This is a genomic window from Sphingomonas sp. CCH5-D11 (assembly GCF_001557395.1).
Taxonomy (GTDB): domain Bacteria; phylum Pseudomonadota; class Alphaproteobacteria; order Sphingomonadales; family Sphingomonadaceae; genus Sphingomonas.
Window position 1 is genome coordinate 92,414 of record NZ_LSKH01000081.1, and the last position, 26,113, is coordinate 118,526.

A 26,113-nucleotide genomic window follows, 5' to 3' on the forward strand; every position below is an offset into this window, starting at 1 on the left:
GCCGACGAACGCCGGCCGCCGTCGCTCACCTCTTGCTTACTGATTGTTCTGACGGTGCAAAAAACGAGGGATGTCGAGTGCATCCTTGTTTTCTTCTTCCGCACCACGCTGTGCTCCGCGGGAGGCATTCTGCATCCGTTCGAACAGCGTGCCGCCAAGCTTCACGCGCGGCTGCGGAGGCACCTCGGCGCCGCCCTCCCCACCCGACAGCCAGCGGCGCCGGGGTGCTTCGGCAGACTCGTCGTCGCCAAAAACCCGCGGCTCTTCCGGCTGTGCCGGCTTGGAAGCCGCGTTTGCCGATTGCGGTGCCGGCACCATCGTGTCGCTGCCGAGCAGCAGCTCGTCGCCCGGCGCTTCCTCGACTTCACGCGCGACAGCCGTCGGCTGAACGCTCGGCGCGGCGCCGGGAGCAGGCACACCGGCGGACATCGCGCCGGCTGCCGCGCCCGTGGGCTGCGGGCTGGGCACGGGTGTCGCCGGCGCAGCCGGCGCCGGTGCGGCGGCAGGTGCGGGAGCTGCAGGCGCGGCTTCGACGCGGCGGGGCGCGGAGAAGCTGAAGGCGCGAGCAGGTTCGGCGGCGGGTGCCTCCGTACGCTCCACGGCCTCTATACCCGTTGCCACCACCGACACACGAATGCGTCCTTCCAGCTCCGGATTGAACGCGGAGCCCCAGATGATGTTGGCTTCCGGATCGACCAGCTCGCGAATGTGATTTGCGGCTTCGTCCACCTCGAGCAGGCGCATGTCCTCGCCGCCGGTGATGGAGATGATCACACCCTTCGCGCCCTGCATGGATACGCCATCAAGCAACGGATTCGCGATCGCCTTCTGAGCCGCGATCAGCGCACGGTCATCGCCGTCCGCCTCACCCGTGCCCATCATGGCCTTGCCCATCTCCTGCATCACCGAACGCACGTCGGCGAAATCAAGATTGATGAGACCCGGCATGACCATCAGGTCGGTGATGCCGCGGACACCCTGCTGCAGCACTTCGTCGGCGAGCTCGAACGCCTGCTTGAACGTGGTGTTGGCGTTGGCGATCAGGAAAAGGTTCTGGTTCGGAATAACGATCAGCGTGTCGACGAACTTCTGCAGTTCCTCGATGCCCTGCTCGGCCGAATTACCGCGGCGCTTGCCTTCGAAAGCGAACGGCTTCGTCACCACGCCAACGGTCAGGATGCCCATGTCGCGCGCGGCCTTGGCGATGACCGGTGCGGCGCCCGTACCGGTGCCGCCGCCCATGCCCGCCGCGATGAAGCACATGTGTGCGCCTTCAAGCAGCTTGGATACCTGATCGATGGTTTCCTCGGCCGCCGCGCGACCGATCTCCGGACGACTGCCAGCGCCCAGACCCTGGGTGATCTTCGCACCCAGCTGAATCTTCTGGGGCGCGATCGACTGCTTCAGCGCCTGCGCATCAGTGTTGGCGACGAGAAACTCGACGCCCTGCACGTCCGCCCGCATCATGTTGGCGATTGCGTTGCCGCCAGCACCGCCGACGCCGATCACCGCAATCTTCGGGGTAAGTTCGTCAACGTCCGGCGCAATGAATTCGATGCCCATCGCCAATTTACTCCGTCATTTCGGGCACGAAACACTGGCCCGCCATCGCCATTAAACTTAGTGCAACATTGAAACGCCCGGTGCCAGCCGAAAAGCGGCTCCACCCGATCAATAATTTGCCTTCGCCGCCTGAAACAAACGCCTGAGCGCGGTCAGACCCTTTTGTCGCACGACCATCTGCTGCTGCGGCACCAGACCGCGAAGATCCACCGGATCGGACGCGGCAAAAAAGGCAAGTCCCGCCAGTGTCGCAAAGCCGGGTCCGCCGTGCGCGTCGGGAAGCCCCGTCAGCCCGCGCGGCCGACCGACCCGAACGGATCGCCCGAGCACCTGCTGCGCATAGTCCGCGATGCCCTTCAACTCTGCACCGCCGCCCGTCAACACTACCTGACGGCCGACCGCGCCTTCGAACTTCAGCTCCTGCAGCGCCACTTGCACTTCATTGATCAGATGCTCCAGCCGAGTGCGGATCACGCTGATCAACGCCGCCTTTGTGATCTGCATGGGATCGGCATCGTCGTCCGCCCGCCCCGGACGGATCGCGATCATCTCGTGATTGTCGCGCGGTGACGCATTCGCCGAACCGTGGAAGCACTTCATCCGTTCGGCCTGGCCCCGAGTAGTGCCGAATGCGGACGCAATGTCATCCGTGATGTCGCACGAGCCGATCGGAATGGATTTCAGACCGACAAGCATGCCGCCGGCAAAAAGGGACACGTTGGTGATGCCAGCGCCAATCTCCACGAGTGCGACGCCGAGATCGCGCTCCTCCTCACTGAGGCAGGCCAGTCCCGTCGCAACCGGCGACGCGATGATCGACTTTACCTCCAGATGGGCAGAACGAACCGTCAGGTCGAGGTTGCGAACCGGCGAACCGTCAGCGGCGATCACATGAATGTGAACGCCCAGCCGGTCGGCATGGAGACCCAGTGGCTTCTTCACGCCCGTCAGCCCGTCGAGTGTGTAAAGCGCCGGCTGCGCATGCAGCACCATGCGTCCCTGCGGATCGATGGCCTGGCGCCCTTCCTGCAGCAATGCATCAATATCCTGCTGCTCGATACGATGGCCGTTCAATTCGACTTCAATGAAGGCTTCGTCGCTGACCAGCCCACCGGCAGAAAAGCCTGCCCAGACATTCTCGATGTTGAAGCCAGCAATCCGCTCGGCCTGAGCCACTGCCTCGCGCACGGCCAGTTCGGTGAGCGCCATGTCGGCGATATAGCCGCGCTTCACGCCCTTTGATTCGCGCTGGCCCGTTCCCAGCACGATCAACTCGCCGCCATCGCCCCGCTGCGCGATCATCGCAGACACCTTGGACGTGCCGATATCCAGCGCGGTGATGATTCCTTCCGGTGCTGCCTTTGCCATGCCCCTGTTCCCTGTTCCTGCCCCGTGCGCCGTCTCAGACTTCGTCTATTCTCGCAAAGCGAGCACTTTGCGTCGCCGCTCCCGCCCCAGTCGCCGGGACCGCTTGCTCCATGTCCGCGCCCGGCTTGCGCGCCACCAGCTTGGCAGGATCGCGCATGTCGAAGCGCAGCCATCCCTTTCCAAGCAGCGAACGGGCGCCGTCGAGCTCCGCAAACTTGACCAAAGCTGCGGCAGCATTGTCCTGTGGCAGAGCCAATGTCTCGCCCGTGTCGAACGTGATGTCCCAGCGGCGGTTGCCCACCCAGGCGGCCGCCTTGATCCGCGGCTTCAGTGCCGGCGCAGCGGCCAGCAGCCGTTGGTACGCGGCCTCCTGCCGATCAGCGCCCGGACCGATAACCAGTGGCAGATTGGGCATGCGGCTGGGGTCGACTGGCTCCAGCGGCACGCCCTTCGCGTCAATCAGCGTCAACGCACCGCCATTCTGCCAGATCGCCGCTGGCTCACGCTCCACGATATGGATGAGCAGCCGATCCGGAAGACGACGCGACACATAGGCATCGGCGATCCAGCCATAAGCCAGAAGACGCTGGCGGATCAGTTCGAGATCCACCCGCAGCATGGCCTTGGGCTGTTCCTCCAGCGCAACGGCGTACACGGTCTCACGGTTCATCCGCTTGATGCCCGTGATATCGACCTGTTCGACACGCAGCCCGATCTGCCCGGTCGTGTCCGCAAGAGCCGTACCGATCGCCGCTGGAACGCCGAGCCAGGATGCCGTGCCGAGCACCACCGCCCCGCCGATGCCAAGGATCGACCAGGTAACCGCACGGCGAACCGCCGCCTCACTGACTGGCATTGCCGCAAGCAGGCGATCACCCAGCGACTTCTTCGGTGCCGTGCGGCGCACCGTCGGTCGCCGCTGCGGCGCGCCACGGGCTACTGAGCGGCTCATTTGTCGTCCCTCAGCGCTTCATCGACGATCGCCTGAACCAGTTCGGGATAGGTGATGCCCAGATGCCGGGCTTGTTCGGGAACAAGGCTAAGCGGAGTCATGCCGGGCTGCGTATTCACCTCCAGAAGAAAGAGCCCCTCGACGCCTCGCTCATCGTCCCACCGGAAGTCGGCTCGACTGCTTCCCTTGCAGCCAAGCAGCTGATGCGCCCGCAACGCCAGCGTCTTGCACGCTTCCGCGATGTCGTCCGGGATGGGCGCTGGGAAAATGTGGTCAGTCAGGCCATCAGTATATTTCGCGTCATAGTCGTACCAGCCCGATTTGGGACGAAGCTCCGTGACGCCCAGCGCTCGGTCACCCAGCACCGCAGTCGTCAGCTCGCGGCCACGCACATACGGCTCGGCGAGAAGCTGGTCGAACTCCTGCCAAGGCCCTGCCGCGTCCTTGTTGATCGGATTGCCGTAATTGCCTTCATCGGTAACGATCGCGACGCCGACCGACGACCCCTCGTTCACCGGCTTCAGCACATAGGGACGCGCCAGCGGATCGCCCTTGTACAGATCCTGCGTGCTGACAATCCGCCCGCCGGGCATGGGTATGCCGTGCGGCACCAACGCTTGCTTCGTCAGCACCTTGTCGATGGCGATCACCGAGGTTGCGAGCCCGCTATGAGTGTAGCGCAGGCCCATGATGTCCATCAGCCCCTGGATCGAGCCGTCCTCACCGGGGGTGCCGTGCAGGGCATTAAAGACGAGGTCTGGCTCCGCAGCGGCGAGCTTGGCCGCAATGTCGCGGTCCATGTCGATCCGAGTGACGCGGTGTCCCAAGGACTCCAGCGCATCCGCGATCCCGGCTCCGGATGAAAGCGACACGGCGCGTTCGGCCGACCAGCCGCCCATCAGGACGACAATGTGAAGCGCGCTCGCCTGCTCAGCCACGCTCACCTCCAAGGATTGCGACCGGCGCAAGGACAAGCAGGCCGCACGGGATCTCGTCAGCGCAAGCTGCAACCACGCGCCGGCAAACCGTGGCAGCTGTTGCAACGCGGATCACGAGGCAACTCCCACGCGCTGGATCTCCCACTCAAGCGTCACCCCGCTTTTCTCCTTCACGCGCGATCGCACGTCTTCGCCCAGTGCTTCGATGTCCGCGCTCGTCGCGCTGCCGAGATTAAGCAGAAAGTTCGTGTGCTTCTCGCTGACCTGCGCATCGCCGCGGCGAAGCCCGCGGCATCCTGCTTGGTCGACCAGCTCCCAGGCCTTGTGGCCGGGCGGGTTCTTGAACGTCGACCCGCCCGTCTTGGAGCGCAGCGGTTGAGACGCTTCCCGACTGGCAGCGATACGATCCATTTCCGCCTTTATGGCATCGGGCTCGCCCGGCCGACCGCGGAACGTGGCGCTTACGACGATCGCGTCCGCCGGCAGCTCGGAGTGTCGGTACGTGTAGCCGAGCGCGTCTGCCGAAAGCTTCCGCATTTCGCCGTTGCGAAGGACAACGGTGCACTCGACCAACACGTCGGCCGTCTCGCTGCCATAGGCACCGCCATTCATGCGGACGAACCCACCCACGGTGCCTGGGATGGAGCGCAGAAACTCAACGCCGGCAATACCCGCGTCACGCGCAGCGGACGATACAAGGATGCCGCTCGCGCCGCCTTCGCAGCGGAGCGTCGTCGAATCAAGCCGTTCAACGGTGGCGAATGGTTTGCCGAGCCGCACCACAACGCCTGGCACGCCGCCATCCCGCACGATGAGGTTCGAACCCAAGCCAAGCGCCATTACGGGGATGGACGGATCCAGACGCTCCAAGAATCCAGAAAGATCATCCGCATCGGCCGGCTCAAACAGCCATTGCGCCACGCCACCCGACTTGAACCAAACCAACGGCGCGAGCGGCGCCGCCGTCGTCAAGCGACCGCGAGTGGAAGGAACGGCCACTGCGTTCATCGGTGCGCCTCGATGGCAGGCGCCAGGCCCGCAGCCCATTTCGTGATGTCGCCCGCTCCCAGGCAGACGATCTGGTCCTGCGCCCGAACGTCCCTGGCCAGCGCTGCAGCGAGTTCGTCCGCACTTCCCACCGATGCCACCGAACGATGCCCGCGGCGCTTCAGCCCCTCAACCAACGCGTCGGCGTCGACCCCTGGCACCGGAGCCTCGCCCGCCGCGTAAACGGGGGTCACAAACACCTGATCCGCGTCGTTAAAGGCGCCCTGGAAATCATCCATCAGATTGCCCAGGCGCGAATAGCGATGCGGCTGGACGACGGCGATAACGCGTCCTTGCGCCGACTCCCGCGCCGCGGCCAGCACGGCGCGGATCTCGACCGGATGGTGGCCATAATCGTCGATGATCACGGCACCCGCAACTTCCCCGACCTTGGTGAAGCGCCGCTTAACCCCGCCAAACTTCTGAAAGCCCTGCTGGATCGTCGCGTCATCGATGCCGAGTTCCAACGCCACGCCGATCGCGGCCAGGGCGTTCTGCACATTGTGCCGCCCGGGCATCGGCAGATCGATATTCTCGATCGAGCGAACCGTTCCGTCCCGATGACGGATAAGCGCCTCGAAACGGTTGCCGCCCGGATAGGGCGCAACGTTGACGCCGCGCACGTCAGCACTGGCGGCAAAGCCGTAGGTGACGATCCGACGGTCGCGAACGCGCGGGATCAGCGCCTGCACCTCCGGATGATCGAGGCACAGCAATGCCGCACCATAGAAGGGTACGTTCTCAACGAACTCGACATAGGCATCCTTCGCCTTTTCGAAGCTGCCGTAATGGTCGAGGTGCTCGGGATCGATGTTGGTGACGACGGCGATCGTCCCATCAAGGCGAAGGAAGCTGCCATCGCTTTCGTCCGCCTCCACGACCATCCAGTCGCTGTCTCCAAGGCGTGCGTTCGAGCCGTAGCTATTGATGATGCCGCCATTGATCACCGTGGGATCCACGCCGCCCGCATCGAGCAGCGCCGCCACCATCGACGTGGTCGTGGTCTTTCCGTGGGTACCCGCGACAGCAACCGTGGATTTGAGGCGCATCAGCTCGGCCAGCATCTCGGCACGCCGCACCACCGGGATCCGCTGGTTGAGGGCCGCTTCCACCTCGGGATTGCCGCGCTTCACCGCGGTGGAGATCACCACCACGGCCACGCCGTCGACGTTCGAGGCGTCATGCCCGATCGTCACCTTGATGCCGCGTGCGCGCAGGCCCTCAACGACATAGCCCTCCGCCACGTCCGAGCCCTGCACGCTATAGCCAAGGTTGTGCATCACCTCGGCGATGCCCGACATTCCGATGCCGCCAATGCCGACGAAGTGGATCGTGCCGATATCCGTCGCGACGCCCCTCACGCAAAGGCCTCCTTCGGCTTGGACACGCCCACCGGCAGCTTCGCAACGGGCGCATCGAGACTTTCGACCAGATCGGCCAAGTCGCGTGCCGCTTCGGGCTTTCCGCAGGCGCGAGCGCGGCCGGCCGCATTCTCGAGCGCCGCGGGATCAAGCCCCAGTTTCTGCATCTGCTTGGCAAGCTCGCTGGGAGTAAAGGCGGTCTGAGGGATCGTGCGCGCACCACCCGCGGCCGTAATCTCGCGCGCATTGGCCGTTTGGTGATCGTCCGTGGCCCCGGGCAGCGGCACCAGGATCGCCGGTCGGCCAGCTGCCGTCAGCTCGGATATGGTCGACGCGCCCGCCCTTGCGATCACAAGGTGCGCCCATCCGAGTTGCTCAGGCAGATCGGGCAAGTAGGTCGCGAGATCGGCAGCAATCTCGAGCTCCGCATATTTGGCCCGCGCCGCATCGATGTCTTCGATGCGCGCCTGATGCGTCACCTGCAGCCTCCGCCGAAACGCGATCGGCAGCATAGCGAGACCCTCCGGCACTACCTTCGACAGGATGTTGGCGCCCTGCGAACCGCCGGTAACCAGAACGCGGAAGATGCCGTCTTCCTCCAGCAGCGGATAAGGTCGGGCACGCAGCGCCAGCACGGCGTCCCGAACGGGATTGCCGACATGGTGGGCCTTTCCGACGTGCTTCTGCTTCAGCCGCTCGGTCTGGGCATAGGAAGTGGCGATTGCGTCCACGCGCCCCGCCACCAACCGGTTGACCCGCCCGAGAACGGCATTCTGCTCATGCACGGCCGTCGGGATCTTTTCCGCGAAAGCGGCCGCCAGCGCGGGGAATGCCGGATAGCCGCCAAAGCCGATCACGGCCGCCGGCTTGAACGTACGATACAGTTCACGCGCCATCGCACGGCCGCGCCACATCTCACGCGCGGCCCGCGTCCAGCCGAGCGGACCGCCTGCCAGCCGACCGGCCGGAAGGACATGGGTCTGCACGCCATCGAACAATCCGGGAAAACGGACGCCGCGCTCGTCACTGACCAACGCAACCCGATGACCCCGGCGCATCAACTCTTCCGCCAGGGCGGCCGCCGGAACCATGTGCCCACCGGTCCCGCCCGCGGCGAGCACAAAATGCCGAGCGCGGCTCATGCGGCGCTCCCCCAGCGGGCAACATAGGGGCTGCGCAACAGGAACGGATTGCGGCGCGTGAAGGTAAGCAAAAGGCCCATGCCGATCGACAACGCGATCATCGACGAACCACCATAACTGATGAACGGCAAAGTCATCCCCTTGGACGGCGCCAGACCCGTGTTCACGGCCATCGAAATCAGCGCCTGCAACCCGAACTGCGTTGCCAGCCCCGAAGCCGCCAGCAACTTGAAGCTATCCTGCTCGTCCAGCATCTTCACGTAAACACGCGCGACAATGGCAAGAAACAGCACGGCGATCACCATACAGGCGATCAGGCCGAACTCCTCCCCGATGACGGAGAAAATGTAATCGGTATGCGCCTCCGGCAAACCGAACTTCGATGTTCCGGCGCCCGGCCCGGTTCCCGTCCAGCCCCCCGAGGTGAGCGTGCGGTGCGCCGCATCCGTCTGGAAATGCGCGCCTTCCGCTTCGTTCGGATCGCGAAAGAGGAAGCTGTCGATGCGGGTGCGCGCGGTGCCATAGAACATATAAGCGGCGCCCACTCCGATCGGCGCCATGGCGAAGAAGGCTGCCAGCGTCTTGGTCGGCGTACCAGCGATCACCAGCAGGGCCATCCAGACAAGACCGAACACCATGGTCTGCCCGAAATCGGGTTGAAGCATCAGCAACGCCCCGACTGTGGCCGTCATGCCGAAGGTGATCGCAGTGAGCGGCAGCCCTTCTTCCTTGGTGCGCAATGACAGCAGCCACGCAACGGTAACGATGAAGCACGGTTTCAGGAACTCGGAGGGCTGAAACTGCGACACGCCGATGCCCAGCCAGCGCTTGGCCCCGTTCACCTCCACGCCGATGCCCGGGATCAGCACCAGCAGGAGCATGAAACCGAACAGGCCCGCCCCGATGACGGCGGCGCGGCGCGCGAGGTTCACCGGAAGCATCGAGATGCCGATCAGCACGGGCAGCGACACGGCAACCCACATCACCTGCCGCCAGAAGTAATAGAGTGGCGGAAGCTTCAGCTGCTCACCCGAATAACGCATTGCCGTTGCCGGCGATGCTGCCGCCACCGATAGGAGGCCCACTGCGATCAGGGCGAATGTCAGCAGCAGCAGCACACGATCCGTGTCCCAGAACCAAGTGCCGAGTGGCGAGCGATCGCCACGACCGCCCCGGTCCTTGAGGCGCCCGCGCAGACCCTGAGTGGTCGCGTGATCCGTCAAGACAGTTCCCCCACTGCTTCGCGAAACGCCTGCCCGCGATGCTCATAATCGCGGAACTGATCGAACGAAGCTGCCGCCGGAGACAGAAGGACGACATCGCCGGGCCGTGCCTGCCGAGCCGCACTCTCCACCGCCGCCGCCAGCGTGCCCGATTCCTCTACCGCCACCTGTTCCGCCAGCACTCGAGCGAACACCGGCCCGGCAGCGCCAATGGTATAGGCGCGCACGACATGGGCGAGGTGCGGCAGGCAGGCATCCAGATCATCGCCCTTCGCCTTGCCCCCGACGATCCAGTGCACACGATCAAACGCCGCAAGCGCAGGCGCGGCGCTTTCCGGGTTCGTCGCCTTGCTGTCGTTGATGAACGCCACCCCGTTCACCTCTGCCACCTTTTCCATTCGGTGTGGCAGGCCGGTGAAGCTTTCCAGCCCGCGATCGATCGCCTGCGCGTCCACGCCAAGCGCACGAACGGCGGCAATGGCGGCGAGCGCGTTCTGGGCGTTGTGAGGTCCCTGTAGCGAGGGCCAGCGGGACTGATCCATGCAGACGCCGGGCGCGATCTTGGTGAGATGTTCGCCGCGCGCAGACAAGGAGCGGGCGATCTGCGCGGAGGATGCATCCCCGATCCCGATCACCGCATCGTGCGTTGCCGACTGCATGGCGAACAGCCTTGCCTTTGACGCAGCATAGGCTTCGAAGCCGTCGTAGCGATCGAGATGATCGGGGGTGATGTTGAGCAGCACGGCAACGTCGCAATCCAGCCCGTGCGTAAGATCAATCTGGTAGCTCGAAAGCTCCAGCACATAGACGCCGATGCCCTTGTCGTTCGGGAGCAGGGGCTCCTGACCAAGGATGGGAAGGCCGATGTTTCCGCCCATGCGCACGGGGCGGCCCGACGCTTCCGCGATGTGCGCGATCAGCGCCGTCGTCGTCGACTTTCCGTTGGTGCCGGTAATACCGATCACCTTGTGAGGCGGGAGATGCGCCCGGGCCTCGGCGAACAGCTCGATGTCGCCGATGATCGGCACGCCCGCCGCGCGCGCCTGCGCGGCGATCGGATGGGTGTTCAACGGAACGCCCGGCGAGACGACCAGGCCTGCAGCGCCGCCGAGATCCAGCGTGGCGATGTCGTGTATGATGACGCCGTCGATCCCCTCCGCCCGCTCCCGCGCGGCGGGATCGCTATCCCAGGCGACCACATGCGCACCGGCCGCGGCAAGCGCGCGCGTCGTTGCCAGGCCGGAGCGTGCCAGCCCCAGCACGGCATAGCGTTTGCCGGCCCAGGCGGGAGAGATGATCACCGCAGCTTCAACGTCGACAGGCCGGCGAGCGCCAGCACCAGGCTGATGATCCAGAAACGGATCACCACCGTCGGCTCGCTCCAGCCAAGCTGCTCGAAATGGTGGTGGATCGGCGCCATGCGGAACACGCGCTTGCCGGTGCGCTTGTACCAGAACACCTGGATGATGACGCTCATGGCCTCTACCACGAACAGGCCACCGATGATGCCAAGAACGATTTCATGGTGCGCCACAACCGCGATGGTGCCCAAAGCCCCGCCCAGTGCGAGGCTGCCTGTATCGCCCATGAAGACGGCGGCCGGCGGAGCATTATACCACAAGAACGCGAGGCCCGCGCCGATCATGGCGCCGCAGAAGATCGCCAGGTCCCCGGCCCGGCCCACATGCGGGATACCGAGATAATCGGCGAACTTCACGTTGCCGGCCAGATACACGATCAGCATAAACGCCACCGATGCGATGATCACCGGCATCGTCGCCAGGCCATCCAAGCCATCGGTCAGGTTCACAGCATTGCCAAAGGCGACGATCGTGAAGGCGGCAAAGACCGGGAAGAACCAGCCGAGCTCCAGATAGACCTGGTTCGTGAACGGCAGATAGAGCCCCGTCCCGTTCTCATAGCTGATGATCCAAGCGGCAACGCCAGCGATGGCAAATTCCAGCAGGAGACGAACCCGCCCCGGCACGCCCGCCGTGCTGGCCTTGCGCACCTTGTCGTAATCATCGAGGAACCCGATCGCGCCGAAACCCAGGGTGACGAAAAGGCACGCCCAGACGAACGGATTGCGCAAATCCATCCAAATCAGGATCGACAGCGCCAGACTGGTGAGGATCATCAGCCCGCCCATCGTTGGCGTTCCACGCTTCGCCAGATGCGTCTGCGGGCCGTCCGCGCGGATCGGCTGCCCCTTGCCTTGGCGGACCCGCAACCACCCGATGAACTTGGGGCCGATGATCAGGCCGATGAACAACGCCGTCGCGATCGCCCCGCCGGTGCGGAACGACAGATACCGAATAAGATTGAATATACCCGGGAAACCGAGCTGCTCGGCGATCCAGTACAACACTATGCCATGCCCCCGGCGAGCGCCGCGATCACGCGCGACAGCCCGACCCCGTTTGATCCCTTGACGAGTACCGCATCACCCGGCGCGAGCATTCCGGGAAGAACCTCCAGCGCCGCTGCGGCGGTGGGCACATGGACGAATTCAAGCCGCCCCTCAAGCGCTTGTGCAAGCGGCGTCATCGCTTCGCCGACAAGCAGCGCCACTTCGACGTGCGCCGCCTCAAGCGGCTCCTTCAATGCTGCGTGATAGACCGGGGATGAAGCGCCTAGCTCCCGCATCTCGCCCAGCACAGCGACATGCCGGCCGGGTTCGGCGGCCAAGACCGAGAGTGTCGCCGCCATGGATGCCGGATTGGCGTTATAACTTTCATCGATCACCAGCGCCTGGCCCTGCTTGACCGGCGCGACGAAGCGCGCCCCGCGGCCGGGCAGGCCGCCCAGATCGGCAAGGGCGAGCCCCGCAAGCCCGAGGTCGCCGCCGACTGCATCCACTGCCGCGAGAACCGCCAGGGCGTTCGAGACCCAATGCGCGCCGGGCTGGCCGACGGTGAAGCTCAGCTCCCGCTCGCCGACTTTTGCGGAGACGAAGGTTCCGCCGGTGCGGACGGGCATGGTCTCGATTGGGCGAACGTCCGCCTCACTTGCCGTACCGAACGTCATGATCCGTGCGGCATATGGTTTTGCTGCGGCAATCAGGCGGTCGCGATGAGGGCTGTCATAGGGCACGATCGCAATGCCGCCGGGCTCCAGCCCGCGAAAGATCTCTCCCTTTGCGTCGGCAATCGCGCTTTCATCGGGGAAGAATTCGGTGTGCGCCGGTGCGATCGCGGTGACGATCGCGACATGCGGACGCACCAGGGTGGTCAGGTGCGCAAGCTCGCCCGGGTGGTTCATCCCCATCTCGAGCACGCCATACCGGGTCGAAGCCGGCATCCGCGCAAGGCTGAGCGGGACGCCGGTGTGGTTGTTGTAGCTTTTGACGGAACGGTGCGTGGAACCGGGCGCGCTTCGATCCAGCGCCGCGAACAACGCCTCCTTGGTTGAGGTCTTGCCAACCGATCCGGTCACACCGATGATCTTTGCGTCCGTGCGCGCACGGGCCGCACGACCGAGATCCTCGAGCGCGACAAAGGTGTCCGCCACCTGCACGTGCGGGCCGGCAGCTTGGTCCGAGACAAGGGCTCCGGCGGCGCCCTGCGCATAGGCCTGCTCAAGGAAGCAGTGGCCGTCCGTGGCCTCGCCGCGCAGGGCAATGAACAGGTCGCCCGGGCCGACTTCGCGTGAGTCGAATGCAACGCCCTTTACGTCAAAGTCGGCCGAGACATGACCGTGAGTGGCGGCGGCGATCGCGTCGGAGGTCCAGAGATATGGCATGGGGGTCTATAGCACCGGCAACGAGGCGATCGCACGCGGATCGCGGTGGAACTTGCGCATAATCTGCCAAGCGGCAGCGAACGTCACCCGCAACCGGCAGTAGCCGGGTGCCGCCCCGAGATGGAGCGCAGGATGGCGTCGCGCGCGCTGCTTCAACGCAGCCCGCTCACAGTCTCGCCCGTCACCAGTTCATATCGCAGGCCGAGGGTACGCCGCTCGCGGGGCGGCTTTGCACCTTCGCTGACGATAGGCTTCGACGGCACAACGAACTTACGCTTCACCTGCCACCTCCCTGGCTACATTGACGTCATCGAACGGGAGCACCAGATCGCCGACGATCTGCCCCTGTTCGTGCCCCTTCCCGGCGATCAGCACGATATCGTCTGCGTTCGCCTCCCGAACCGCGCGCCGGATCGCCTCGCGCCGATCCCCGCATTCAATGGCGCCCGGCGCGCCCTTCAGGATCTCGGCGCGGATCGCCGCCGGCTGCTCGCTGCGGGGGTTATCGTCAGTCACGATTGCGAGATCCGCATGTGCGGCCGCGATCTGCCCCATCGGCTCCCGCTTTCCCTGGTCACGGTCCCCGCCGGCACCAAACACTAGGATGAGACGGCCGGCCACATGGGGCCGCAGCGCGGCGATGGCCGCCTCCAGCGCATCGGGCGTGTGCGCGTAATCGACATAGACCGGCGCGCCGCTCGGCGCGATTACCGCGCGCTCCAGCCGCCCGCGCACCGGCTGCAACCGTGCAAGCCCGGCGATCGTCTGGGCAGTGTCGCCGCCCGTGGCGATCACTAGGCCCGCCGCAATCATCGCATTGGCGGCCTGATAGGCACCGATCAGCGGCAGGGTGACGCGATGTTCCACTCCCCCGGCCAGGATCACCAGGCCTTGCCCCAGCAACGTCGGGTCGCGTGAAATCAACCGTAGGTCGTCCCCGTGCTCGCCAACCGTCAGCAGGCCGTTGCGACGGGCGCGCGCCAGATCGACGACGCGTTCCGAATGCGGATCGTCCACCCACACGACCACCGTGCCGTCGGGCGCGAGGACTTCGGAGAAGAGGCGCAGCTTGGCGGTGAAATATGCCGCCATGTCACCGTGATAGTCGAGATGATCACGACTGAGATTGGTGAACGCCGCAGCCGAGACGTGGAGCCCTTCCGTGCGGTACTGGGTCAGTCCGTGGCTGGATGCTTCGAACGCGAGATGGGTGACGCCCTCACGCGCGAGTCCGGCGACATTGGACAGGAAGGTGACCACGTCCGGCGTCGTCAGCCCGGTACCTACCCGTTCATCGGACGTGGTGACGCCCAAGGTGCCGATCGACGCTGCTGAATGGCCCGCCATTCGCCAGAGCTGGCGGGCGAGCTCAACGGTGGAGGTCTTGCCGTTCGTGCCGGTCACCGCCACGCACGTGGCGGGAAACGGCGCAAAGAAGCGCGCCGCCAGATCAGCAAAGCAGGCGCGCGGATTGTCTGCCGCGATATGCGCGGCGCCTTTCACCTCGGCCTCGTGCCGGGCCACCACGGCAATTGCACCGGCGGCGATCGCCGCGGGGATGAAGTCTTCGCCGTTGACCCGTGCGCCCTCGAACGCACCGAACACATTACCCGGCGCGACCTTGCGATGATCGATCGCAAAGCCCGTCACCGTTGCCGCTTCGCCGTTCCCGGTGAGCTCGCCGAGCTTCATTCGGCATCCACCTTCTTGTTGCCGGGCGCGTGCCAGAGCAGGCTTTGCAGCTCGCGAACATCGATGTCCCGCTGCGCGTCCGGAATGACCCCCAGCATCGCGCCGGTACGGCTGATGACGCGGCTGACGACTGGCGCGGCGGTATAGGCAGCCGTGGTCTGGAAGAGGTTTGCCTCCACGCGCTTCGGACTGTCCATCATGGTGAGCACGACATAGCGCGGTGCATCCATCGGGAAGGCCGCGGCAAAGGTCGAGACGTTGCGGTTGTGCGCATAGCCGCCCTTTTCGGCCGCTTCGGCGGTGCCCGTCTTGCCGCCGACGCGATAGCCGGGTGCCTCTGCCTTTCGCCCGGTCCCGTCCGTCACGATCAGCCGGAGCAGCTGCCGCATGCGGGCACTGGTCGTCTCGCTGATCACCCGGCGGCCCTTCGGGGCCGCGCCAGGTGCGACTTTCAGCAGAGTCGTCGGCCGCCAGACGCCGCCATTGACCAAAGTCGCATAGGCATTGGCAAGGTGAAGCGGCGTCACGGCGATGCCATGCCCATAAGCCGTCGTCATCACCGTGGTGCGGGCCCAGAAGTGCGGCCACAGCGGGCGCCCCTTCTCGACCAGCTCGATGTCGGGCTTGGTATCGAAGCCGAGCTTGCGGAACATGATCTGCATCCGCTCGGCACCGATCTCATCCGCAATGCGCGCGGTGGCGATGTTGGAAGAGTGGATCAGCGTTTCGGGGATGTTGAGCCAGCGGTTCTGCGCATGGTCGTCCTTGATTCGGAAACGACCCACCTGCAGCGGGGCGGTGGCATCGAAACGCCGAGACATGTCCGTGACCACGCCATTGTCGATGGCGGTCGCCATGGCGATCGGCTTGAAGGCAGAGCCCAGCTCGTACACGCTTTGGGTGACGGTATTCCGAAGCTGCTCGATCCCGGCCATGCCGACCCGGTTGGGATTGAACAGGGGCAGCGACACCATCGCGATCACTTCGCCGGTATCGACGTCGAGCACCACGCCGGCGGCGGCGCGCGCCTGCATGCTCGCCATCGATTGGCCAAGCTCGCTTTCCATCGCCGCCTGAACGCGGCTGTCGATCGACAGGATCACTGGCTTAGCGGACATGGCCGGGTTCAAGAGGCGCTCGTCCAGCGCCCGCTCCATGCCCAGCCGGCCATGAACGGTCGGATCCTTCCGCGTCGTGCCGATGTAGCCGAGCACATGCGCCGCCAGGGTGGATTGCGGGTACAGGCGCTGCGTTTCGCGATCGAACACGATGCCTGGCTCACCGATGGCATTCACCGCCTGAACCAGCGCCGGAGACGCCCGGCGGTTCAGGTAGGTGAAGTTCACGTCCTTGGTGATCAGGCGATAGAAATGATGCTGGTCGCCGATATCCGGCATCAGGTCGGCCAGCTTCTTCGCGATATCGCTGCGGTCGCCCAGCAAGCGACGCGGATGGACACCGATCGTCCACGCGTCGATCGTTCGTGCGAGTTGCTGCCCATTGCGATCAACGATGTCGCCGCGCGGCGCCGTGCTGATGGCGGCGGTCCGCTGCGGTCCGCCATCGAAGGCCAGCATCGCCAGGCGCGCGATCACCAGCAGGATCGCCGCCCCGAACAGCAGCAACAGCACCATGAGGCGCATGTGCTGAGTCGCAAGCAGCGCCTGGCGCTGTTCGCTCACGCGCGCTGGGCGCGCTGCCCGGGCGACCATTGTGGTCAACGCAAGCGGCCCCGCTCGCTGCGAGCGCCGCTCATCAGATCACCAAGCGTCGCGTCGCTGAGCAGCGACTTGTCCAGCATCGCGACCGCGTGCGCCTTGCGGATGGAAGCGGTCGGCGCACCCGCTGCGGTCACCGACGCCTTGATGATCGCGGGACGAGCCGGCTCCGTCACCGCAGCCATCACCTTGACCGCCGAAGGGCGCGGAGCGGCGGGCCTGGCGGCGACCTGAACCAGAGTAGCAGTCGATGCGGCGGGCATCTCCTCAACTACGGCGGGCGCGATCTCAGCAGGGCGAGCAGGAACGATCAGCTGAGCGGTCTGAACGTCACCCTCGCCTCCTCCGGGCAGCAACGATCCCGGGCGGAAGCTGATGGCGGCAAGCTGCGCTTCGTCGCGCACGAACTGCGAGGCGGTCGGCGCGACCAGCGCCAGCGTATCGCCGTTCCAGCGCTCGAGCTGGGCGAGATTTGACCGCACGTCGAACTCCGTCTCGAGCGCGCGGATATCGCGCTCCGCCGAGCTGATCTTGGCGTCGATCTGCGCCAGCCGCTTTCGCTCAGCGGCCACCTGCAGGCTGACGAGATAGAAGCTCAGCGACACGATCACCACGCCGCCGAACCACCCAAGTCCTTTCAGTCGATACGCCGCCGTCATTTACTCGTCTCCACTCGCAGCCCGCCCCGCCACATCTATTTCGCTTTCGCCCCATGCCGGCGCAGCCGTCCGGCGCGCCGCCCGCAGGGTCGCGGATCGGGCACGCGGATTGCGCGCCACCTCCGCCGCCGTCGGACGCACCGCCCGCCCGAGAACCTCAAATGTCGGCTGGCGCGTATCCACGGCCGCCGGCCGATGACGCGATCCCGCCGGCGTTCCGCCGCTCCGCTCGCGAAGGAAACGCTTGATCATGCGATCCTCCAGCGAGTGAAAGCTGACGACCGCCAGCCGCCCGCCCGGCGCGAGCGCCCGCTCCGCCGCGGCCAGCCCGGCCGCCAGCTCATCAAGCTCGCGGTTCACATGAATGCGCACCGCCTGAAAAGCGCGGGTCGCCGGATCCTTCTTGTCATGCGGTCGATGGCCCAGAGCCTTGCGTACCACGCGGGCGAAATCGCCAGTCGTCGTTAGCGGCCGTGCCGCCACGATCGCGCGCGCCACCCGCCGCGACTTCGGCTCCTCGCCATAGCGCCACAGCACGTCCGCGATGTCCGCCTCATCGGCATTGTTGAGGAAGTCGGCGGCGCTTTCCCCTTCCTGGCTCATCCGCATGTCCAGCGGCCCGTCCTGCTGGAACGAGAAGCCGCGCGCCGCCTGGTCGAGGTGCATGGACGACACGCCGATATCCATCGTGATACCGTCCACCGGCGCTGCACCACGCGCGGCCAGCTCCCGATCCAGCCGGGAGAACTCCGATGCCACGAGGATCAGGCCAGCCTCGGACTTTTCCAGCTCGCGCCCTGCCGAGATCGCGTCAGGATCGCGATCAAAGGCGAACACGCGCGCGCCGAGCCCGAGCAATGCGCGGGTATATCCCCCGGCACCAAAGGTGGCATCGACCATGGTTTCGCCAGGCGCAGGGGCGAGCGCCGTCAGCACTTCCTCCAGCAGGACCGGGATGTGAGGCGCGCCGCTCACAGCGCGATGCCCTTGTCGCGGCACATGATGGTCGCGTGACGCTTCACCATCTCGTCGACGCCATCGTGCGCAATCAGCGCACGGGGATCCCAGATCATGAAGCTTTCATAATCGCCCAGAAAGAACGCGATGTCGCTGATGGTCGCCAGTTCGCGCTCGGCCGCGGGCAGGATGAAGCGGCCGCTGCCATCGAACGGCACCGGCTCGACGGACGCGCCGCGCATGCGGGGCGCGTAATAAGCAGCGGAGCCGGTGTGCGTGCCGGCCTCGTTCTGGCGCTGGATCAGTTGGTTCTTGGCGAATTCGATATAGCCGCGATCATGCGCGATCAGGCAGGGGAAATCGGGGTGGACCCCAACCAATACGGTGCCGCCATCCTTGCCGTCAGGCCGGGGCGCATTCTGGGCGAGGGCTGCCCGTAGGGTGCTAGGAATGGCGACACGGCCCTTGTCATCGACAAGGCCGACCCCCTTCCCAAGATAATCCACCCGTTCCGACACGCCCACCTCGCACAAGGCGCGCAAGAGACCCTGTCCCGAAAAGCGGCCTTCACCGCCCTCCGGCTGTCGCAACTTGCAGACAACAGTGGTCCTGCCCCTCTGTCGCTAAACAAGTACCAGCGACCGTCGGGGATGGGAAGGGAAATTCGGGGAAAATCGGGGAAACGAACTCAGCCTGGCGAGAATCTTCCACTCTCGGCCAGACAGTTTGCCCAGCGTTCATGATCAGTTCCGCCCGCAGCGAACAAAAACTCGGCCAAACAGCGCCGGAACGGGGCGCCCGCCCATGATTTCCCCAAGCATCCCTGAATCATTGCGGCATCTCGGCGGGAGCAGGAGTCGGCTCAGCGGTGCTCGGGGCCACGCCGAGTTGTGCAAGTGGCTCGTTGTCGGCGTCGTCGATCGGCGAGGTCGTGTTGACGGCCGTCATGTTGGCGACCTCGGCCGCGCTGGTCGCGGCCGAGGCAGGCTGCTGACGGTTCGCGGCGCTGAACAGCGCGCTGGCCAAGCCGATCAGAAGGATCACAGCGGCGAGGCCGACCATGCCGACCCGAACGCGCTGCATTGCCTGGCTGGAGGTTGCGCCTTGCTTCATCACGTGCCGCGACTCTAGCGCGGGGTCACGCACTTGTCGAATTTTGCTTGTCAAGACCGTGCCGACGCCAATCCCTTCGACTCGCGCCAGGTCGGGTCATAGAGCGTCGACAGGTACCGAAAGCCGGTGTCGCACAGGATCGTGGCCACTCTCTTGCCAGGTCCCAACGCCTTGGCGAGGCGGACCGCGCCGGCGACGTTGATCCCGGATGACAGCCCAAGGCACAGCCCCTCCTCCGACAGCAATCGGTCGACCCACTCCAGGCCCTCGGCATCCGAAATCCGGAATTGTGTGTCGATCGGCGCACCCTCAAGGTTCGCGGTGATGCGCCCCTGACCGATGCCCTCGGCCACGGACGAGCCCTCGCTCTTCAACTCGCCATGGGCATAATATTCGTACAGCGCCGCGCCATGCGGATCGCTGAGCGCGATCGTGATGCCTTCATCCTTTTCCTTGAGGCCGAGCCCAACCCCGGCAATGGTGCCACCAGTACCCGCGGCACAGGTGAAGCCGTCGATCCGTCCGTCCATCTGCGCCCAGATCTCCTCTGCCGTACCGACGATATGAGCGCGGCGATTGGCGATATTGTCGAACTGGTTAGCCCAGACGGCGCCGGGCGTTTCCTCCGCGATGCGGCGGGACTGGTGCACAAAATGACAGGGGCTGGAATAAGGCGCCGCCGGCACCGTTACGAGCTCGGCGCCGAGCGCCCGCAGTGTCTCCATCTTTTCCTTGGATTGCGTGTCCGGCATCACGATAATGGTGCGATAACCCTTGGCGTTCGCCACCAGCGCCAGGCCAATGCCGGTATTGCCGGCCGTCCCTTCCACAATAGTACCGCCGGGCTGAAGAGCGCCACGCGCCTCCGCATCCTCGACGATGAATAGCGCCGCGCGGTCTTTCACGCTGGCGCCGGGATTGGCGAACTCACACTTGCCGAAGATGTCGCAACCTGTTGCCTCACTAGGGCCCTTGAGGCGGACGAGCGGTGTGTGACCAATGAGCGAAAGCGTATCTGGAGCAGTGTGCATGATCTATAGATGGCCCGGCGGGCTCGACCCGGCAACCGCGGCTTGCTCTTTGCGACCCGATAGTCTTGCTACTCACACCTGCATCGGACGGTATTCAATCACTTACGCACGATTGTCAGGCAAGTCGCTCAGGTCGAGAGGCGAAGAAGCGTGACGTTGAAATCCTCTTTCCCGCCCGTCGTCGCGCCCGATGCCCGCGTACTCGTTCTTGGCAGCCTTCCGGGCGAACGAAGCTTGGCCGAACGTCGTTATTATGCACATCCCCAAAATCAGTTCTGGGACCTCATGGGGCCGGTCGTGCGCCTCGACCTCACGAACATGGGCTATGAGGCGAGGCTCGACGCGCTCCGGGCGGCGGGCATCGCCTTGTGGGACGTCGTCGCGCGCGCCCGGCGGATCGGCAGCACGGACGCGACGATCCGGGACGCGGCCGCGAACGACCTTCCGGGCTTGCTTGATCGGCTGCCAGAACTGCGCGCGGTCGCCTTCAATGGCGGGAAAGCACTGTCGCTGGGCCGACCTTTGATCGCGAAGCGGGGTCTTGCGGTGCTTGCCCTGCCCTCGTCCAGTCCGCTCCACACGATCGGGCGCACCGCCAAGCAGCCGGCATGGGACGCGATCGCCGCCTACCTCGACTGAAAATGCTCGAGAAACGCGTCGGCATATAGCGTTGACCCCGACCTGCGGCGGCGCCGGATAACTGCAGAAGCTGGCGAGACGCGCTCCGCTCACCCTCCGGAGGGCTCGACCCGCCGAGTGTGGCTTGCGCGGAACCGGTACGCGGCGGCCTCGTTGCCATGTTGAACAATCACGAGGAGTGACCATGCACCGTTACGCATTTCTGCTGCTTGCTGCGGCCACGCCGCTTGCCGCCAATGCGCAGGACACCCAGGCACCCGCCCCTGCCGCTCCTGCAACCGCCGCGGCAGCCCCGGCGGCCGGCGCTGCGCCCACGGTCGGCGCCACCATCTATGACGCGCAGGGCGGCACCGTCGGCACCGTCGCCTCCACGGACGGCACCAATGCGGTGGTCGACACGGGCACCGTCAAGGCGGCAATTCCGCTCAGCTCTTTCGGAAAAGGGCCCAATGGTCCGGTACTTGCCATGACCAAGGCAGAGCTGGAGGCGGCAGCTGGACAGGGCGCCGCGCAGGCCGCGCAGAGCTTCCAGTCGCAGCTGACGACGGGCGCCACCGTATACGGCGTGGCCGGCACGTCGCTCGGGACGATCAAGGCCGTGGAAGCGGAATTCGTGACGCTCACCACGGCGAAGGGCGACGCACGCCTCCCGATCGGATCGTTCGGCCCGGGCCCCAAGGGTGTGACGATCGGCATGACCGCCGCGCAGCTTGACGCGGCAATGGCCCCCAAATGAACGAACGGCCGCGGGGCAGATCAGCCCCGCGGCCTTATTCTACGGCCTGCTTTCAGAGTAAAACAGGCCGGAAGCGGAGATTTACGGCCAGCATTGTCGGACGTCGCGCGTTCGGGGAAGCGCGGCGCCGTCAGTCAGCGCCTCAGGCGACCGCTTTTGCCTCTTCCAGCGCCACGCGCACTGCCGACAGCGCCTCATCGGCCTTGTCACCATCCGGGCCGCCGCCCTGCGCCATATCGGGCCGCCCGCCGCCGCCCTGGCCACCGACCGCCGCCACGGCGCGCTTCACCAGATCGACCGCATTGTAGGTAGCGACCAGATCATCCGTGACGCCAACCGCGACCGTGGCGCGGCCATCGTTCACCGCGACCAGCGCCGCGACACCCGAGCCGATCCGCTTCTTGGCATCGTCCACGGCGCCGCGCAGACCCTTGGCCTCGAAGCCGTTCAGCACCTGGCCGACAAAGGCCACGCCGCCGACAGTTTCCGGACCGGCCGGCGCACCGCCGGCGCCGCCGCCCATCGCCAATGCCTTCTTGGCCTCGGCAAGCTCACGCTCCAGCCGGCGCTTCTCCTCGAGCAGCGACGCGACGCGGCCCGGCACCTCATCAGGCGTGGTACGCAGCGCAGACGCGGCCTCGCGCAGCTTGTCGTCGCGAGCCGAGAGATAGGCACGCGCGGCCTCGCCGGTCAGCGCCTCGACCCGGCGGACGCCAGACGAAACCGCACCTTCGCCGATCACCTTGAACAGTCCGATGTCGCCCAGCGCATTGACATGGGTGCCGCCGCAAAGCTCGATCGAATAGGTTTCGCCGCCATCCGCGGTGCCCATCGACACGACGCGAACCTCGTCGCCGTACTTTTCGCCGAACAGCGCCATCGCGCCCATCGCGATCGCATCGTCCGGCGTCATCAGCCGGGTAGTGACGGCGCCATTCTGGCGGATCTTGGCGTTCACCGCAGCTTCGGCATCGGCCAGTTCCTCGGCGCTCATCGCACTCGAATGGCTGACGTCGAAACGCAGGCGATCGGGCGCAACAAGCGAGCCCTTCTGCGCGACATGGGTGCCGAGCCGCTGGCGCAAAGCCTCATGCAGCAGGTGAGTGGCGGAATGGTTGGCGCGGATCGCGGCGCGGCGGGCGACGTCGATCGCGAGCTTCACCGTATCGCCGACCTTGATATCGCCGGCGCTGAGCGTCGCGTGATGGACCCAGAGCTTGCCGAGCTGCTTGGACGTATCGCGCACTTCGGCAGCCAGGCCATTGTCGCTGCCGATCGTGCCGGCATCACCGACCTGCCCGCCACTTTCGCCATAAAAGGGCGTCTGGTTGACGATCACGTCGACCTCGTCGCCGGCCGCCGCCTTCTGCACCCGCGTGCCATCCTTGACGAGCGCAAGCACCACGCCCTCGCCCACATCGCTGGCATAGCCGGTGAACTCGGTCGCGCCGACTTCCTCGGCAAGGTCAAACCACAATTCGTCGGACGCCTTGGCACCCGAACCCTTCCACGCAGCACGAGCGGCGCGCTTCTGCTCGGCCATGGCGGCGTCAAAGCCGAGCCGGTCGACGCCGAACGACTGGGCGCGCAGCGCGTCTTCTGTCAGGTCATAGGGGAAGCCGAAGGTGTCGTAGAGCTTGAACGCGGTTTCGCCCGGCAGCACGTCGCCCGGCTTCATGCCCGCCGTCGCCTCGTCGAGCAGCTTCAGGCCCTTGTCGAGCGTCTGGCGGAAGCGCGTTTCCTCCTGCTGCAACGTCGCCTCGATCAGCGGCTGGGCGCGGACGAGTTCAGGGTAAGCGGCGCCCATCTCGGCGACCAGCGCCGGCACCAGGCGGTGCATCAACGGCTCCTTGGCGCCGAGCAGATGCGCATGGCGCATCGCGCGGCGCATGATGCGACGAAGAACGTAGCCGCGACCGTCGTTGGCCGGCAGCACGCCATCGGCGACGAGGAAGCCGGACGTGCGCAGGTGATCGGCGATCACGCGGTGGCTCGCCTGATTGTCCCCGGTCGTCGGCGTATGGGTCAGCGCCCCCGACGCCGCGATCAGCGCCTTGAACGTGTCCGTATCATAATTGTCGTGCACGCCCTGCATGACGGCTGCGATCCGCTCCAGCCCCATGCCGGTGTCGATGGACGGGCGCGGCAGATCGCCGACGATCGTGTCCGCTTCCTGCAGGAACTGCATGAAGACGAGGTTCCACACCTCAACGAAGCGGTCGCCATCCTCGTCCGGCGAGCCGGGAGGGCCACCAGGGATATGATCGCCATGATCGTAGAAGATCTCACTGCACGGCCCGCACGGACCATCCGAGCCCATCGCCCAGAAATTGTCCTTGGTCGGGATGCGAATGATGCGGTGATCGGGAAGACCGGCGATCTTCTTCCACAAATCGAACGCCTGATCGTCGGTGTGATAGACGGTTGCGGTCAGCTTATCGGCGGGGAGCCCCCATTCCTTGGTCAGCAGCGTCCAGGCGTGAGTGATCGCCTGTTCCTTGAAGTAATCGCCGAACGAGAAATTGCCGAGCATCTCGAAGAAGGTGTGATGCCGGGCGGTATAGCCGACATTGTCGAGATCATTGTGCTTGCCGCCCGCGCGCACGCACTTCTGCGCGCTGACCGCGGTGGAATAAGGGCGGGTCTCGAGCCCGGTGAAGACATTCTTGAACGGCACCATGCCCGCGTTGACGAACATCAACGTGGGATCGTTCTGCGGCACCAGGGGCGCCGAGGGCACGATGCTGTGCCCGGCCGAGCCGAAGTAATCGAGGAAGCTGCGGCGGATGTCATTCGTCGAGGTCATGACCCGCGACTTAATAGGGGATGCGCGCGGTGACTAGCGTTTGTGTTCGGGCGGGATGTCGTGCGCGCGTGGTTGGGGCAGATGACGGTGCTGCCCTTCTCCCTAGGCCGTCACGGATGCGCGGCTCAGCCCTTGGCGGCGGCGCCTACGATCGGGGCATCGACTGCTGACGCTGCCCAACCCTACAGACATCATGCTCGAGCCGCCGCATCGTGGTGGTGGAATAGGCGACATCGTCCTCGGCATCGCATTGCGTGCCAGCCTTGTTCCGTAACTGGCCCCGGCCTTCGACGGGGAGGCGGATCAAACTGGCTGGATCACGCAGTAGCGGCACGGTGGACGCTGAACGCATTCAGCATGACGCCATATTGTGGAATGGGCCGCTCAGCCCTCGGCGGCGCCGCCCGCGATCGGGGGCAGCGTCTGTTGATGCTGAACCACCCGCCAGACATCATGCTCCAGCCGCCGCATCGTGGTGGTGCAATAAGCGACATAATCCTCGCCATCGCGGTGAGCCGCTGCCTTGTAAGCGATGGTGATCAGCCCTTCCTGCGGGCGCATCACTTGCTGTTCGCTGAAGTCGACATCCGACCAGCGCGGTGTATTCGCCACCGCCTCGATCGCGGCGTCTGACTTGTACACGAAGGGTTGCGCCGGCAGCACCATGACGCATTCATCATCGACCAGCTCGCGATAGACATCCGCGTCGCCGGTCCACAGGCTCTTCTCGAAGCTCCAGATGCGTGCGTCTTCCATGGTCCGTCATCTCCTCTTGGCCCAAGAGCGAAGCGCCGCCGCGATCGTTCCCTGCACGATGATCAGCGGGCGGCTGGCCCGGCCGTTCCGCTTGCGGCACAAGCGAGCGCATGTCCCTTTTTGCCCTTATCGGTGCGGCCGTGGCGGAGATTGCCGGCTGCTTCAGCTTCTGGGCATGGCTGAGGCTCGATCGGTCGCCGTGGTGGCTGGTGCCCGGTGTCGCCGCCCTGTGCCTCTTTGCCTATCTGCTGACGCTGGTGGATGCCGATCACGCCGGCCGCACCTATGCCATTTACGGCGGCGTCTATATCGCCACGGCATTGGTGTGGCTCTGGCTGGCGGAGGGCGTGCGGCCGGATCGCTGGGACTTGACCGGTGCCGGTATCTGCCTGGTCGGTGCGGCGATCATCCTGTGGGCGCCGCGCAGCTAGAGCCAGATTCACCTGATCCGGACCAGCGCACCGGCCTCGGCTGGGACGCCGGCGTTGCTTGTTTCAACTCAGGTAAATCTGGCAACAGCGGTCTGTGACGGCGGGAGCAGGGCCGTAAAGTGCGGCGCTGTCGCCACGTATCGGCCGTTTTGGCAAGGCGATCGCGACGCCATCGGTGCTGCGCGATTGATGCGCGGGCTTGACCTAGCCCCGGCAATCCCCTTCACCGTGCAAAACAGC

Annotated in this window: 23 protein-coding genes; 3 read left to right on the forward strand and 20 right to left on the reverse strand. The window is 65.5% G+C overall.

Annotated features, from left to right (window positions below; all coding sequences use genetic code 11):
- Window positions 1-36 precede the first annotated feature (36 nt).
- From ftsZ to AX702_RS05210, 18 genes are all read right to left on the reverse strand, one after another.
- Entirely contained in the window at window positions 37-1,563 is a 1,527-nt protein-coding gene (ftsZ, locus tag AX702_RS05125) for a cell division protein FtsZ (protein ID WP_066776968.1), read from the reverse strand.
- A gap of 108 nt (window positions 1,564-1,671) precedes the next feature.
- The gene (ftsA, locus tag AX702_RS05130; protein WP_066776970.1) at window positions 1,672-2,931 is read right to left on the reverse strand and encodes a cell division protein FtsA; all 1,260 of its coding nucleotides are present in this window, start codon (window positions 2,929-2,931) and stop codon (window positions 1,672-1,674) included.
- 34 nt (window positions 2,932-2,965) lie between these two features.
- Window positions 2,966-3,883, reverse strand: coding sequence for a cell division protein FtsQ/DivIB (locus AX702_RS05135; protein ID WP_066776973.1), 918 nt, complete (start codon window positions 3,881-3,883; stop codon window positions 2,966-2,968).
- Window positions 3,880-4,821 carry a D-alanine--D-alanine ligase gene (locus tag AX702_RS05140; protein ID WP_269450375.1) on the reverse strand — a complete coding sequence of 314 codons (942 nt, stop codon included), beginning with the start codon at window positions 4,819-4,821 and terminating at the stop codon, window positions 3,880-3,882. The genes AX702_RS05135 and AX702_RS05140 overlap by 4 nt, the downstream gene beginning before the upstream one ends.
- A gap of 111 nt (window positions 4,822-4,932) precedes the next feature.
- On the reverse strand, window positions 4,933-5,829 hold the full coding sequence (gene murB / locus AX702_RS05145; RefSeq protein WP_066776977.1) for a UDP-N-acetylmuramate dehydrogenase: 897 nt from the start codon (window positions 5,827-5,829) through the stop codon (window positions 4,933-4,935).
- Window positions 5,826-7,229 (reverse strand): UDP-N-acetylmuramate--L-alanine ligase, encoded by a 1,404-nt coding sequence (murC, locus tag AX702_RS05150; RefSeq protein WP_066776980.1) that lies wholly within the window; start codon window positions 7,227-7,229, stop codon window positions 5,826-5,828. The genes murB and murC overlap by 4 nt, the downstream gene beginning before the upstream one ends.
- A complete protein-coding gene (gene murG, locus AX702_RS05155) occupies window positions 7,226-8,371 on the reverse strand; it encodes an undecaprenyldiphospho-muramoylpentapeptide beta-N-acetylglucosaminyltransferase (protein ID WP_066776982.1) in 1,146 nt (381 codons plus the stop codon). The genes murC and murG overlap by 4 nt, the downstream gene beginning before the upstream one ends.
- Window positions 8,368-9,594 (reverse strand): putative lipid II flippase FtsW, encoded by a 1,227-nt coding sequence (gene ftsW, locus AX702_RS05160; protein WP_066776984.1) that lies wholly within the window; start codon window positions 9,592-9,594, stop codon window positions 8,368-8,370. The genes murG and ftsW overlap by 4 nt, the downstream gene beginning before the upstream one ends.
- Entirely contained in the window at window positions 9,591-10,895 is a 1,305-nt protein-coding gene (gene murD / locus AX702_RS05165; protein ID WP_066776987.1) for a UDP-N-acetylmuramoyl-L-alanine--D-glutamate ligase, read from the reverse strand. The genes ftsW and murD overlap by 4 nt, the downstream gene beginning before the upstream one ends.
- Window positions 10,892-11,962, reverse strand: a complete 1,071-nt coding sequence (gene mraY / locus AX702_RS05170; RefSeq protein WP_066776990.1) for a phospho-N-acetylmuramoyl-pentapeptide-transferase — start codon at window positions 11,960-11,962, stop codon at window positions 10,892-10,894. Before mraY ends, murD begins: the two co-directional genes overlap by 4 nt.
- Window positions 11,962-13,335 (reverse strand): UDP-N-acetylmuramoyl-tripeptide--D-alanyl-D-alanine ligase, encoded by a 1,374-nt coding sequence (locus tag AX702_RS05175; RefSeq protein WP_066776992.1) that lies wholly within the window; start codon window positions 13,333-13,335, stop codon window positions 11,962-11,964. Before AX702_RS05175 ends, mraY begins: the two co-directional genes overlap by 1 nt.
- A 270-nt stretch (window positions 13,336-13,605) precedes the next feature.
- On the reverse strand, window positions 13,606-15,027 hold the full coding sequence (locus AX702_RS05180; RefSeq protein ID WP_066776996.1) for a UDP-N-acetylmuramoyl-L-alanyl-D-glutamate--2,6-diaminopimelate ligase: 1,422 nt from the start codon (window positions 15,025-15,027) through the stop codon (window positions 13,606-13,608).
- Window positions 15,024-16,739, reverse strand: coding sequence for a peptidoglycan D,D-transpeptidase FtsI family protein (locus tag AX702_RS05185; RefSeq protein ID WP_066776999.1), 1,716 nt, complete (start codon window positions 16,737-16,739; stop codon window positions 15,024-15,026). The genes AX702_RS05180 and AX702_RS05185 overlap by 4 nt, the downstream gene beginning before the upstream one ends.
- Before the next feature lie 5 nt (window positions 16,740-16,744).
- Window positions 16,745-17,404, reverse strand: coding sequence for a hypothetical protein (locus tag AX702_RS05190; RefSeq protein WP_066777002.1), 660 nt, complete (start codon window positions 17,402-17,404; stop codon window positions 16,745-16,747).
- Window positions 17,405-18,379: a 16S rRNA (cytosine(1402)-N(4))-methyltransferase RsmH gene (gene rsmH, locus AX702_RS05195; RefSeq protein WP_082745985.1), complete on the reverse strand. Its 975-nt coding sequence runs from the start codon at window positions 18,377-18,379 to the stop codon at window positions 17,405-17,407.
- A complete protein-coding gene (locus AX702_RS05200) occupies window positions 18,376-18,879 on the reverse strand; it encodes a hypothetical protein (RefSeq protein ID WP_066777122.1) in 504 nt (167 codons plus the stop codon). Before AX702_RS05200 ends, rsmH begins: the two co-directional genes overlap by 4 nt.
- 310 nt (window positions 18,880-19,189) lie before the next feature.
- The gene (locus tag AX702_RS05205) at window positions 19,190-19,507 is read right to left on the reverse strand and encodes a hypothetical protein (RefSeq protein ID WP_231731729.1); all 318 of its coding nucleotides are present in this window, start codon (window positions 19,505-19,507) and stop codon (window positions 19,190-19,192) included.
- 17 nt (window positions 19,508-19,524) lie between these two features.
- A complete protein-coding gene (locus AX702_RS05210; RefSeq protein WP_066777007.1) occupies window positions 19,525-20,505 on the reverse strand; it encodes a cysteine synthase A in 981 nt (326 codons plus the stop codon).
- A gap of 150 nt (window positions 20,506-20,655) precedes the next feature.
- On the opposite strand from AX702_RS05210, the gene AX702_RS05215 reads away from it, so the two are divergent.
- Both AX702_RS05215 and AX702_RS05220 read left to right on the forward strand, forming a co-directional pair.
- Window positions 20,656-21,144, forward strand: a complete 489-nt coding sequence (locus AX702_RS05215; protein ID WP_066777009.1) for a DNA-deoxyinosine glycosylase — start codon at window positions 20,656-20,658, stop codon at window positions 21,142-21,144.
- Window positions 21,145-21,328: 184 nt separating this feature from the next.
- Window positions 21,329-21,880, forward strand: a complete 552-nt coding sequence (locus AX702_RS05220; RefSeq protein ID WP_066777012.1) for a hypothetical protein — start codon at window positions 21,329-21,331, stop codon at window positions 21,878-21,880.
- A gap of 142 nt (window positions 21,881-22,022) precedes the next feature.
- Here the strand turns inward: AX702_RS05220 and alaS are convergent, their stop codons facing one another.
- Both alaS and AX702_RS05230 read right to left on the reverse strand, forming a co-directional pair.
- Window positions 22,023-24,686, reverse strand: coding sequence for an alanine--tRNA ligase (alaS, locus tag AX702_RS05225; protein WP_066777016.1), 2,664 nt, complete (start codon window positions 24,684-24,686; stop codon window positions 22,023-22,025).
- A gap of 384 nt (window positions 24,687-25,070) precedes the next feature.
- Entirely contained in the window at window positions 25,071-25,442 is a 372-nt protein-coding gene (locus AX702_RS05230) for a DUF4440 domain-containing protein (RefSeq protein WP_066777019.1), read from the reverse strand.
- A 110-nt stretch (window positions 25,443-25,552) separates the two neighbouring features.
- Here AX702_RS05230 and AX702_RS05235 point away from each other — a divergent pair, with 110 nt between their 5' ends.
- Window positions 25,553-25,873: a YnfA family protein gene (locus AX702_RS05235; protein WP_066777020.1), complete on the forward strand. Its 321-nt coding sequence runs from the start codon at window positions 25,553-25,555 to the stop codon at window positions 25,871-25,873.
- Window positions 25,874-26,113: the final 240 nt, after the last annotated feature.